The organism is Spirosoma liriopis (assembly GCF_023196085.1).
In the GTDB taxonomy this organism is placed as follows: domain Bacteria; phylum Bacteroidota; class Bacteroidia; order Cytophagales; family Spirosomataceae; genus Spirosoma; species Spirosoma oryzicola.
The window spans coordinates 148791-160818 of the sequence record NZ_JALPRF010000002.1; the positions used below are offsets into that span (position 1 = coordinate 148791).

Here is a 12028-nt window from a genome sequence, read left to right on the forward strand (position 1 = left end):
AATGGCGACTGTTCCAGCTAACCCGGCAACCGTAGCTCATGCAATTGAGCATGATCACCACGAGCCGCAGAGTTTTTGGCAGACATACATTTTTTCGGAAGATCACAAAACAATTGCCAAGCAATACCTGATTTCTGGGATTCTTTGGTCAATTATTGGGATTAGCTTATCAGTTATGTTCCGGCTTCAGTTAGGTTTTCCTAACATGAAGTTAGAGTTTCTGCGTCCAATCTTAGGTGGCTGGATCAATGAAGCTGGTAAGCTTGACCAAGACTTTTACTTGGCTTTGGTGACCATGCACGGTACCATCATGGTATTTTTCGTGCTAACAGCTGGTTTGAGCGGAACATTCTCAAACTTTCTGATACCGCTTCAAGTTGGTGCTCGTGATATGGCATCAGGGTTTTTGAACATGTTATCATTCTGGTTCTTCTTCTTGGCCGGAGTGTTCATGTTCTGTTCGTTGTTCTTGGAGACGGGACCTGCTGCTGGTGGTTGGGTTGTGTACCCTCCTCTTAGCGCGCTGCCCCAAGCACACAAAGGTTCGGAGCTCGGAATGACGCTTTGGTTGATTGCAATGGCGCTGTTTATTGTATCTCAATTATTAGGAGGTATCAACTACATCACAACCGTAATCAACCTGCGGACACGCGGTATGTCGTTTAGCAAACTGCCGCTGACAATCTGGGCGTTCTTTCTGACAGCTGTTTTAGGTCTGATCTCATTCCCTGTTCTTCTATCAGCGGCTCTGCTTCTGATCTTTGACCGGAGTTTTGGAACAAGTTTCTATTTGTCAGAGATTTATATCAAGGGGGAAGCGCTTCCGAACGTAGGTGGTAGCCCGATCCTGTTCCAACACTTGTTTTGGTTCTTAGGACACCCCGAAGTATACATTGTCTTACTTCCTGCTTTGGGAATGACCTCGGAGATCATTGCAACCAACGCACGTAAGCCAATTTTTGGTTATCGCGCCATGATTGCGTCCATGATGGGTATTGCCTTCCTTGCGTTCATCGTATGGGCACACCATATGTTCGTTTCGGGGATGAACCCATTCCTTGGGTCGGTGTTCATGTTCCTTACTCTGATTATTGCTGTACCATCAGCGGTAAAAGCGTTTAACTACATTACGACTCTCTGGCGTGGTAACATTCGGTTTACCCCGGCTATGTTGTTCTCGATCGGTCTTGTATCGTTCTTTATTTCGGGTGGTTTGACTGGCCTTATCTTGGGTAACTCTGCTCTTGATATTCAGTTGCACGATACGTACTTCGTAGTAGCTCACTTCCACCTTGTGATGGGTGCAGCTTCTGCCTTTGGCTTATTAGCTGGGGTATATCACTGGTTCCCAAAAATGTTTGGCCGTATGATGAATGAGAAGCTTGGTTATATCCACTTCTGGCTTACATTCATTGGTATCTATCTGGTGTTTTTCCCAATGCACTACATTGGTATCGCGGGTTTCCCACGTCGGTATTATGCATTTACGAGCTACGACTTCACGAAAAACATTTTCGCTGATATGAATAGCTTTATCAGTATCGCAGCTATTTTCACCTTCACGGCTCAGTGGGTATTCGTCTATAATTTTGTGTATAGCATTTTCAAAGGTAGAAAAGCGACACAAAACCCGTGGAAGTCAAATACGTTAGAGTGGACTACGCCGATCATTCCAGGTCATGGTAACTGGCCAGGTGAAATTCCCGCAGTTTATCGGTGGCCGTATGATTATAGCAAACCAGGAGCTAAGGATGATTTCATTCCACAAAACGTGCCCTATTCACAAACTCCGGAGTCCAACCTACCTCACGAAAATGAGTTGATCAGTTTGGAAAGAGAGATTGAGGCACAGAATATGAATGATCAATTCAAGCAACCTCATTAATAAAAAAGAACAGCGATTCCAGAGTCTGGTGCTTTTAACAATACTAATCGTCTACCTAGTTGTGTTAGCTGGTGGTATTGTTAGAGGAACAGGTTCTGGAATGGGCTGTCCTGACTGGCCTAAATGCTTCGGCCGTTGGATTCCTCCTACAGAAGCGTCTCAATTACCTTCTAATTACCAAGCCATTTACGGAGCGAAGCTGAAGGGCGAAATTGAGTTCAATGCTGTAAAAACATGGATTGAATATGTAAACAGGTTGCTGGGCGTATTATCCGGCTTCTTTGTTTTTGCTACGTTAATTACTTCATTTCAATACTGGCGGAAAGACAAAGCGATTGTCATTGGTAGTATCGCTGCTTTTCTGCTGATAGGGGCAAATGGCTGGCTTGGTTCACGAGTGGTTGCAACGGAGTTAGCACAATACCTAATTTCCTTTCACCTACTACTAGCGATTTTAGTTGTTCTATCGTTACTCTTTGTCCTCGTTCGCGCAAATCCAGAGCAAGTGAAGTCAATGACGAATGGCCGCAAGGAAAGCCGTGTTGCTTGGCTCTTGCTACTTACCTTGTTTTTGACATTAGGGCAACTCTTACTCGGTACTACTGTTCGGGAGACGCTTGATGAAGCCATAAAACGTCTCGGTTACGGCCAACGGGACAGCTGGATTGACAATTTAGATTGGCGATTTTACGTCCACCGTTCGTTTTCATTAGTGATTCTGGCCTTCCATGTAGCGGTAATTTATCAGCTGCGCAAGCTTGGTAAGAACGGATGGATATCGGCAATCGCCACTTGGTTGATAGTCCTGGTGTTCATAGAAATACTAACGGGCGTTATAATGGCGTATATGGGTGTGCCAGCCGCAGCTCAACCCATTCATTTATTGTTAGCGATTATAATAATAGGTTTGCAATTTGTAGCTTGGTTAATGTGCATGCCGAGGATAGGACTTGCGCAAAAGTCAGCTCAGCCGATCTATGAATTAAAAATATAGTATGGAAAAAACGATTGCTGTAAACGGCGTCAATGCGAAAGCTAAAGCGTATATAGAGTTAATAAAACTAAAGCTTACGCTAGCTGTAGTTTTTTCTGGCGTGTTTGGTTATTGTCTAGCTGTTGATCAAGTAATTTGGTGGAAAGTTGGGGTCTTGGCAATTGCTTCTATTGCAATAACCGGAGCTGCAAATATTATTAACCAGATTATTGAAAAAGATTCCGACAAGGTAATGAAGCGAACAGCCGTCAGACCATTACCAACTGGTCGGCTGTCGGTGAATGAAGCGGCTATATTTGCATTCATACTATTCAGCGTTGGATGTTATTTATTCGTCGAAGTTTTTAACATCAGAGCTGCGGCACTAGCTGTACTATCGTTGCTGTTATACGGCTTTGTCTACACGCCACTTAAGCGGAAAGGTCAGATCGCTGTGTTCATTGGTGCACTACCTGGGGCCTTTCCACCAATGATCGGTTGGGTAGCAGCCACAAACCATTACGGGTGGGCTCCTGGTATCTTATTCGCTATTCAGTTTTTCTGGCAGTTTCCCCATTTCTGGGCGATTGGCTGGCTAGCGTTTGATGAATACAAAAAAGCAGGAATTCAAATGATGCCGGGTAGCGGTAAAAACGCAGACACTGCCTTTCGTATCATGATCTATACCTTGTTCTTAGTGCCCATAGGTTGGTTGCCCTACTTACTCGGTATGACAGGCATAAATTCCGCATTGGTCGCTATGATTGGCGGAATCTTGTTCCTAGCACAAACGTTTCACTTAATGAGGACTTGTACCGATAAAGCGGCTTTACAAATGATGTTTGGCTCTTTATTGTACTTACCTGTTGTACAGATAGTTTACCTGTTAGACAAAGTTTAAGGAACCATGAGTGATTTTGTGAACGAACTTGCTGTGATTGAAGAGCCGGAAGAGACGCTCTCGATGAATCCTAAGAAGTTTATTCTTTGGTTGTTCATCGTTAGTATTATTATGCTCTTTGCCGCAATGACCAGTGCTTATCTGGTACGCCGGGCCGAAGGGAACTGGTTAGAGTATGACATACCTACCGTTTTCTCCTATAGCTCGATTGTACTGGTAGCGAGTAGCCTGACAATGCATTGGGCGTATCTTGCTGCAAAAAAAGATAACTTCGGCGGTCTGAAAATAGCGATAACTATTACTTTTGCACTTGGAATGGCATTTTTATACATGCAATTCCAAGGCTGGGTTGATCTGGTTAAACAGAATGTGTTTTTTGTGGGAAACCCCGCTGGCTCTTTTATGTATGTATTTACAGGGCTACACGCGTTTCACCTGATTTCGGGCTTAGCGGTGTTGGTGTTCGCGCTAATTGCTGCTTTTAAGCTTAGAATTCACGCTAAAAGTTTGAATCAACTAGAAATTGCTGCTACATACTGGCATTTTTTAGACATTTTGTGGTTGTATTTGTTTTTCTTTTTAGTCTATTTTCATTGATAATCTTTTAGACGCATGGCGGCTAGTGTAACGACCGATACCCTGACAACCGACTCGGATCAAGTGTTCGACAAGAAAACCTGGATGGGGGGTGTCGAGCCAATGAAGGCGAGCTACGGCAAGCTGATGATGTGGTTCTTCCTGATTTCTGACACGTTTACGTTCTCAGCTTTGCTGGTAACGTACGGTCTGATACGGTATAGCTATCCAGCTTGGGACCCAGCTATTTATGGAGAGGTGTTCAAATTCTCGAACCTCTATTGGCCAACGCCTGAAAAGGTTTACAACGCAGTGCCGTTTTTGCATGGTGTCGATATGCCCCTGATTTTCGTGGGTATCATGACGTTTATTCTTATTTTCAGTAGCGTAACGATGGTACTAGCTGTTGAGGCTGGTCATCGGATGGACCGCGCTGACGTTGAGAAATACATGCTCTGGACTATTCTTGGTGGTTTTACCTTTTTGGGAAGCCAGGCTTGGGAATGGACGCACTTTATTCATGGAACGGAAACGGGTACAACCATTACAGAAATTGTGAATGGGCAAACTATCCAACGCACAATTTTTGGTGCTAACCTAGTTGAGAACCAGTATGGACCACCAGCTTTCGCTGACTTGTTCTTCTTCATTACTGGTTTTCACGGAACGCACGTACTCAGTGGTGTTATTCTGAACATCTTGATTTTCTATCGGGCTGCAACTGGCTTATACGACCGTCGTGGCCATTACGAAATGGTCGAGAAAGTCGGTCTGTACTGGCACTTTGTCGATCTTGTTTGGGTATTCGTATTCACCTTCTTTTACCTGGTTTAACCATCTTTTACCATGTCTGATCATACACACGGAACCCACGAAGTTGGAGAAATACCACCAGCGCAAACAGGTGTTATTTGGCGGACCTTCTGGATTCTACTTGCCATCACTGCTCTAGAATTTACGTTGGCTTACTTCATGAAAGCTGGCGGCTTTAGAACGTCGATTTTCGTTATCATGACGTTAGTCAAAGCGTTTTACATTGTAGGTGAATTTATGCACCTTAAGCATGAAGTAAAAAGCCTTATCTGGGCAATCGTGCTTCCCGTAATTTTTGTCGTCTGGTTGTTAGTTGCATTATTGAACGAAGGCGGTTCAATTTTCGAACTTCGATAAATTATGACGGCCAATCGAAAAGCCGGGATCCTGCTCGCTACGCTGCTGGTCCCGGCTTTGCTGTATCTATTCCTACGGTTCGGTACCGAAAATCATTACGTTTTGCCTCGTTATTTGCCCAAAATTGATTCGGCAAAAGGAGAGCCTCTAATGGGTAAGGTAACGTTGGCAGATGGCCAGCAGGTTACTGACACGCTATACAATCATATCCCCCCGTTCAGGCTAATCGATCAGGACGGTAAAGTAGTTGACCAATCCATTGTAAAAGGAAAAATTTACGTTGCTGACTTTTTCTTTACGAGATGCGGGACAATCTGTCCGAGAATGTCGTCACAACTTACCCGCGTGCAGGACATCTTTCGCGAAAATCCAAACATCGTCTTTTTATCCCACTCAGTTGATCCGGAGCATGACCGCCCTGAGCAGCTGAAAGCCTACGCCAAAAAGTACGAAGCGATACCTGGGAAGTGGTATTTCCTGACGGGAAGTAAAGAGGAAATCTATGACTTGGCGATGCATGGGTATTACTTACCGGCAGTTGATAAGGGTGTCACCGAAGGGAAACCTGACGAAACTTTTATTCATAGCCAAAAGTTGGTATTAGTAGATAAGGAAGGCATTGTCAGGGGTTTTTACGATGGGACAGACAAGGAAGACGTTGATCGGCTAGTGCTCGAAATTCGTGTCCTTCTGGATATCTACGACAAAGAATAATTCACCGTTATTATGGAAACATTGCAACCGGCTCGGGAGCAAAAAGCCAATCGGGTTATCAATATTTTATCGATAGCTATTCCCGTTGCTGTAGCCATTCTGTTGGGTATTCGTCAAAAGGTTGACTTAGGCGGGTGGACGACGTACCTGCCCCACATAAATGCCGTAATCAATTCGCTAACCGCCGTGCTTTTATTGATGGGGCTTTATTTCATTCGGCAACAGAATGTTGAGGCTCATAAGCGTACGATGTTAGCCGCTTTTACGCTGGGTTCACTCTTCCTGGTGAGCTATGTTCTTTACCACTTAACGAATAATTCGACGCCTTTCGGTGGTCAAGGATGGGTACGTCCGGTTTATTACTTTCTGCTGATTTCGCATATCGTACTGTCTGTCGTTGTGGTCTGGTTTGTGCTGCGGGCTGTGTATTTTGCTTTAAGCGGCCAGATACAGAAGCATAAACAAACCGTGAAATATGCTTTCCCAATCTGGTTATACGTTAGTATTACGGGCGTTGTTGTTTATCTACTGATTAAACCGTATTACGTCCATTAGCTCAAAAAAATTATGAGAAGTTGGAAAGTGTGGTTACTACTAGTTGTATTCGTATCAGTAGCCCCCGACTTAATGGCCCAATGTGCCATGTGTCGTGGAACAGTTGAAAGTACGGTTAGTAATGGGCGTAGTGTTGTAGCTTCGGAACTGAACTTCGGTATCCTCTACCTACTAGTGGTCCCTTATTTGATTGTCAGTGCCATAGGATATCTGTGGTACAGAAATAGCAAGCGTGAGCATGAAAGACGTCTCGAAATTACAGGCCGCGTTAAGCGGGCTTTGTCCCAGATGTAGGAAAGGTAAAATTTTTAAAAAGCCTTTTTACTCGCCAAAGGGATTCGATGAAATGTATGAGCATTGTCCCCACTGTGGATTGCGCTACGAAGTCGAACCGGGCTATTTCATTGGGGCCATGTACGTGAGCTACGCCATATCTGGTGGAGTAGCACTGGTGATTGGCTTCATGCTTTTTTATTTAGGAGGTGATCCTGATGGATGGGTATATGCCGCCGTTGTAGCGCCCGTTATGCTCTTGATTGCACCGGTAAATTTTCGAATATCACGCGTTATTTGGCTACACTACGTAGCCGGTATAAAATACGTAAAGGGGCTGTAATGCCCCTTTTTTGTTGGCTACTACTGACAAAAGATTAGTTGCGACTTCGCTGATCGGCAAAATTTTTTAACAATTTTTAGGACGTATGCAACCAATGCCCTAGTATCGTGCATCTTGTCGATGAACCTAAACTAGTATGCTTCGACTTATACCGTTTTTTACGACCGAATCGCAGATGATTGCTGCGTTGAAGCGGGGCGAAAGCCGCGCTCACAAGGTAGTCTATGAACGGTTTGCGGGTAAAATGCTGGCGGTATGCGTTCGTTATTGTGCAAATCGGGCAGATGCGGAGGAAGTGATGCTGGACGGTTTTATGCGCGTTTTCGAAAAAATAAATCAGTTTAGGGAGGATGGTAGTTTTGAAGGGTGGGTCCGGCGAATCATGGTGACTGAGTCGCTTATGTTTCTTCGCAGAACAAAACAGCTTCGGCAGGAAGTACCCATTGAAGACATTACTGTCGAACCGGATTACGAGTGGGCGGATGCGGCTGTCAATGAAAACGATCTGTTACGCTTGGTAAATCAGTTATCCGAAGGATACCGGACTGTGTTCAACTTATACGCCGTTGAAGGATATAGCCATGCTGAAATAGCCGAGATGTTGGGCATCTCGGAAGGGACGTCTAAGTCGCAGCTAAGTCGTGCCCGGACGTTGTTGCAAATGAGTTTGAAAAAACTGGAACAAGAACCGGGACGCCGGAACCAGAGCGAACATTATGAAAAAACATACCGAAAGACTGCCGATTGATGACCTGTTTGCCCGAAAGCTGGGTAACATGTCATTGCCGCCGAGCTCTGATGGTTTTGAGCGGCTACAGGCGCGTTTGGGGCAGACAACCGAAAAACCAAAAGTTGTCTTCTGGCGAAATCCCGATAGCTACCGCTACATGGCTGCTGCCGCCTGTTTACTACTGGTATGCCTGTTTGGGTGGTTGTATTGGCCGTCTGGCGATCCGGCTCAAACAGACCGTAACTCAGTAGCTAGTAATAAGCGTATTGAAAATCACAAGCTGGAGCAGCCGTCCTCAACACGTATGGGTGGTTCTCAGGAGTCGAGACAAGCAGAAAAGGCCGACAATCCCGTTATAGACGAAACTGCGGCTACGGACCAACTCGCTCAAGCTTCGTCACCGACGAAAGGTCGTAAAGGCATAAGAAACGATAATAGGGAAGTAAACACAGCTAACGCTCCCGTTGAGTTAACTCGTAAATTAACGGGTGGATCTGTTGCTGCACAAACGACCCCTGGCAAGCCTAGTGATAAGATCGACTCTGAGCGGTTAGCAACAAATTCGGCTGCGTCATCACAGCCAACTTCGTCTGATCAACCAATTGTTGCCGCTGTGAAGCCAGCGCCGGCCACTGAGCGCGTTTTGATTGTCACCATTGCTGAGCCTGAAGCACTGGTTGCGGCTCGTCAGGCTGCCAAAACGGCAATCGAAGAAAAGACAGCACTAGCTGCAAACGATAAATCCGAGAAAGAAAACAAATCTCCGAATATCTGGCAACAGGTAAAGCGATTCAAACAGGGCGACGTTTTTGCCCGTGGCGACAAAGATGATAGCGAGAGCGGCTTACTAGGAAAAGCCTATAGCGGGATAAAACACAGTTTCGAAAAAGATAAAGCAGTAAAGCAATGAGAAGTATGCTGAGCTTAGGTGCTCTCCTGGCAATTTTAGTACTTCCGGTATGTGTCGTTTATGCATCTCCGGCGCACACCGCTGACTCGCTGGTTATCCGATTTGCGAATCGGACCCGACTCGTTATTTACGCCCCCGATAAAGCCGGAATACAAGCGTTGTCGAACTACGATTTAAATAAGATCGTGCGGGAGATGAGCATGAAACTTGATTCGGTGCCGGGTGGAGAAACCGCTATTTCGCGGGATGGTGGTCGCTACTTAAAAGATACTGTACTCGTTGTTACAAAGAAAAAAGACGGTGTAACGATTGTTATCAGCGGTAAGAGCGATTCAACCCGATCCGACTCGGCAAAAAACCTTCGGGATTATAAGCGGTCGAGCGTGCGAAGGGGTATAAACTCATGGTCGAGAAGCATCGATTTTCAGATTGGCCTCAACACGTTCATTAGTCAATCTACGCTCGCAGCTTACCCAAGCGACGTGTATTCTTTAAAGCCGATTGGATCGCGTTATTTTGCCGTAGCATTCTCGCAGCGTCCGACCTTCATCAATGGAAAACGGGCGAAGCTGAGCCTGTATTACGCGCTGGAAGGCTCCTGGAACAACTATATGTTTGACAATAACGTCGTAGCTACCAAAGGCCCCTCGCAGCTGGAGTTCGTTCAGTACCCAGAGCAACTCAAGAAAAGTAAACTAACGACTTTTGCGTTACAATTGCCGGTCGTGCCCCGTATAAGCTTTTATAATAGTTCAGGCCGCAAGGTGTTTCATCTGGGTCTAGGCGGTTTTATTGGTTATCGACTCGATAGTTACACGAAAATCAAGCGGCTGAACAACGACAAAGAGCACGAACACGCTAACTTTTACCTCAACAATTTTCGATATGGTCTGGTGGGACATATTGGTATCGTACGGACCAGTTTGTTCGTCAAATACGATCTGAATCCGGTGTTTCAGGAAGGAAAAGGGCCCGACGTGCGTACACTTAGCTTTGGTATATCTTTTTAATGAGTCAGGAAACCGTTTCAATAATCGGCTGCGGCTGGATAGGGCTACCACTAGCCGAACGTTTGGTTAAAACAGGCTACACCGTCAAAGGAAGTACCACATCGGCTGAAAAGATAAGCGTATTGCGTCAGAAAGGTATCGAAGCGCATTTGTTAGCATTAAACCCTGAGCCACAGGGCAACCTATCGGCTTTACTGCAAGCCGATACGCTTATCGTTGACATTCCACCTAAAGCGGGTAAACTGGGCGATGAGCATCATCCGGCGCAAATAGGTCATTTGGTGGAAGCTATCCGACAATCCACACTGAAGCACGTCATTTACGTCAGTTCAACGTCTATCTACCCTGAACTAAATCGAGTCGTGGTTGAAACGGATGTCGTTGAGCCAGCGCAGTCAGCCGCGTCCGCACTGGTAAAGGCTGAACAGTCGATACAAAACCTCCAATCAGGACAAGCGGTAACGATTCTACGCTGCGGTGGCCTGCTGGGATACGATCGAACACCCGGTAGATACGTTGCTGGAAAAACGGTAGATACGGGTGCTGTTCCAGTTAATTACCTACACCGTGATGATGCCGTTGGTATTCTAGAAACTTTAATTCGGCAAAAGATTCGTGGCGTTTATAATGCTGTTGCACCGGAACATCCCAACCGGGAAGCCATCTATCGTAAAAATTGCGAGGAGTTCGGCTTCGAGCAACCCACATTTGTTAAGCCCGAATCGCCGGTAGCCTATAAAGTTATTAGCCCAGACAAGTTGTTGGAAGCTACACAGTATAACTTCCAGTATCCCGATCCGTTGCAGTTTTTTTATCAGTTATGAACGTAAGATGTGGCGCATGCGCGTCCAGAAGAAGCCACCCGATGGTTTACTTTTAGGCATAATGGCCCGGTTCAAAGCCGCTAGGAATAAAAAATAACCCTGTGCGTGCCAGGCTCGGAAACGTTCGCTTACTGTTGAATCGTAGTTGGGAATCGCCTTCAACAGCTGTTCTAAGTCGAAGTGACTGGCCGCAACGCCAACCCCAGCGCGCTGCCCATCGATCGCGTTGCAGGCTTGTTCGAAGTGATTGGGTTGAGGAATCATAAGGGCAGGCTTGCCCAGATACGCGGCTTCGCACACCGATTCAAATCCGGCGGTAGTTATGACCGCTTTGCAACGTGCCATAAATTCCAGAAACCGCTTACCGTCAATCGCATGGTAAGTTAATGTGTCGTCAATCACCTGGTCGGGAGCCGTTACGCCCGAATGAAAGCCATCCATTCGAACCGTCGGATGCTGTAAATGAGCTTTCATCAATTCGCTTCTCAGTCCCGGCTGCGTAACATACGCTAGTAGAAAGTCTCCATCTGTTGGCTTCAGATCGGTCAGCTCCTGACGGAGAAGCGGAGGAACAACCCGTACACGCTGGCTCGGTTCATCCGCTTGCTTATCGAATGATAGAGCCAGTAGTTCCTGGGCACCGAAACAGGTTAATCTCGTGTTGATTTTAAACGCTTGCCGGTAAAACCATTGCCCTTTAGGTCGTTGGAAATTTGAGTGGAAAGCAAAGTATTGATGGGCAATACAAATCATCGGTACGGATGGTCGGAAAAGAGCATAGGTAAGACCACCCAGCATCTCATAGAAGTTGACAACCACGTCCGGGCGCTGCGTTTCTATTGTGTCGCGTACCTGTTGCAAGCTCTGCCAGAAAGGACGCATGGAGCGAATCGCTTGTACGGTAGTTTTAAACGGTTCAAGCGAATTGTTGCCCGCATTGTAAACCAACCCTGGACTAAATAATGGCGTGATCGGTGCTGTGAATTTTTCGCTAAAGAACGCTGGAACTCCTCGTTCAGCGGTTACACCCACCAGCGCGCCAATAACATCATGGCCTGCCGTTTTCAGAATTTGTGCTAATGATAAAGCCTGCGTCAAATGGCCTCGTCCTTCACCCTGTACTAAAAATAAAACACGCATGATTATGGAGTTAATAGCGCTGAT

Annotated in this window: 15 protein-coding genes; 14 read left to right on the forward strand and 1 reads right to left on the reverse strand. The window is 45.9% G+C overall.

The window, feature by feature from the left end; genetic code table 11:
• Position 1 precedes the first annotated feature (1 nt).
• The 14 genes from M0L20_RS09710 to M0L20_RS09775 all read left to right on the forward strand — a co-directional run bounded on the left by M0L20_RS09710 (position 2) and on the right by M0L20_RS09775 (position 10864).
• A complete protein-coding gene (locus M0L20_RS09710; RefSeq protein ID WP_232560707.1) occupies positions 2 to 1885 on the forward strand; it encodes a cytochrome c oxidase subunit I in 1884 nt (627 codons plus the stop codon).
• Positions 1860 to 2879, forward strand: a complete 1020-nt coding sequence (locus M0L20_RS09715) for a COX15/CtaA family protein (protein WP_248476753.1) — start codon at positions 1860 to 1862, stop codon at positions 2877 to 2879. Before M0L20_RS09710 ends, M0L20_RS09715 begins: the two co-directional genes overlap by 26 nt.
• Before the next feature lies 1 nt (position 2880).
• On the forward strand, positions 2881 to 3759 hold the full coding sequence (gene cyoE, locus M0L20_RS09720) for a heme o synthase (RefSeq protein WP_232560709.1): 879 nt from the start codon (positions 2881 to 2883) through the stop codon (positions 3757 to 3759).
• A 6-nt stretch (positions 3760 to 3765) separates the two neighbouring features.
• Positions 3766 to 4356, forward strand: coding sequence for a cytochrome c oxidase subunit 3 (locus M0L20_RS09725; RefSeq protein ID WP_248476754.1), 591 nt, complete (start codon positions 3766 to 3768; stop codon positions 4354 to 4356).
• A 15-nt stretch (positions 4357 to 4371) separates the two neighbouring features.
• Positions 4372 to 5169, forward strand: coding sequence for a cytochrome c oxidase subunit 3 (locus tag M0L20_RS09730; protein ID WP_232560711.1), 798 nt, complete (start codon positions 4372 to 4374; stop codon positions 5167 to 5169).
• A 12-nt stretch (positions 5170 to 5181) separates the two neighbouring features.
• Positions 5182 to 5505, forward strand: coding sequence for a cytochrome C oxidase subunit IV family protein (locus tag M0L20_RS09735; protein WP_232560712.1), 324 nt, complete (start codon positions 5182 to 5184; stop codon positions 5503 to 5505).
• Between the two features lie 3 nt (positions 5506 to 5508).
• Entirely contained in the window at positions 5509 to 6219 is a 711-nt protein-coding gene (locus M0L20_RS09740; protein ID WP_232560713.1) for an SCO family protein, read from the forward strand.
• Positions 6220 to 6231: 12 nt separating this feature from the next.
• Positions 6232 to 6774: a DUF420 domain-containing protein gene (locus M0L20_RS09745; RefSeq protein ID WP_232560714.1), complete on the forward strand. Its 543-nt coding sequence runs from the start codon at positions 6232 to 6234 to the stop codon at positions 6772 to 6774.
• A gap of 12 nt (positions 6775 to 6786) precedes the next feature.
• Complete coding sequence (locus M0L20_RS09750) at positions 6787 to 7068, forward strand: hypothetical protein (protein WP_248476755.1); 282 nt, start codon at positions 6787 to 6789, stop codon at positions 7066 to 7068.
• 52 nt (positions 7069 to 7120) lie between these two features.
• Complete coding sequence (locus tag M0L20_RS09755) at positions 7121 to 7390, forward strand: DUF983 domain-containing protein (protein WP_248476756.1); 270 nt, start codon at positions 7121 to 7123, stop codon at positions 7388 to 7390.
• A 136-nt stretch (positions 7391 to 7526) separates the two neighbouring features.
• Positions 7527 to 8138, forward strand: coding sequence for an RNA polymerase sigma factor (locus M0L20_RS09760; RefSeq protein ID WP_248476757.1), 612 nt, complete (start codon positions 7527 to 7529; stop codon positions 8136 to 8138).
• Complete coding sequence (locus M0L20_RS09765; RefSeq protein ID WP_248476758.1) at positions 8107 to 9030, forward strand: hypothetical protein; 924 nt, start codon at positions 8107 to 8109, stop codon at positions 9028 to 9030. Before M0L20_RS09760 ends, M0L20_RS09765 begins: the two co-directional genes overlap by 32 nt.
• Positions 9027 to 10040 (forward strand): outer membrane beta-barrel protein, encoded by a 1014-nt coding sequence (locus M0L20_RS09770; protein WP_248476759.1) that lies wholly within the window; start codon positions 9027 to 9029, stop codon positions 10038 to 10040. The genes M0L20_RS09765 and M0L20_RS09770 overlap by 4 nt, the downstream gene beginning before the upstream one ends.
• Entirely contained in the window at positions 10040 to 10864 is an 825-nt protein-coding gene (locus M0L20_RS09775) for an NAD(P)H-binding protein (protein ID WP_248476761.1), read from the forward strand. The genes M0L20_RS09770 and M0L20_RS09775 overlap by 1 nt, the downstream gene beginning before the upstream one ends.
• Here M0L20_RS09775 and M0L20_RS09780 read toward each other — a convergent pair.
• Complete coding sequence (locus M0L20_RS09780) at positions 10859 to 12004, reverse strand: glycosyltransferase family protein (protein WP_248476763.1); 1146 nt, start codon at positions 12002 to 12004, stop codon at positions 10859 to 10861. The genes M0L20_RS09775 and M0L20_RS09780 overlap by 6 nt on opposite strands.
• Positions 12005 to 12028: the final 24 nt, after the last annotated feature.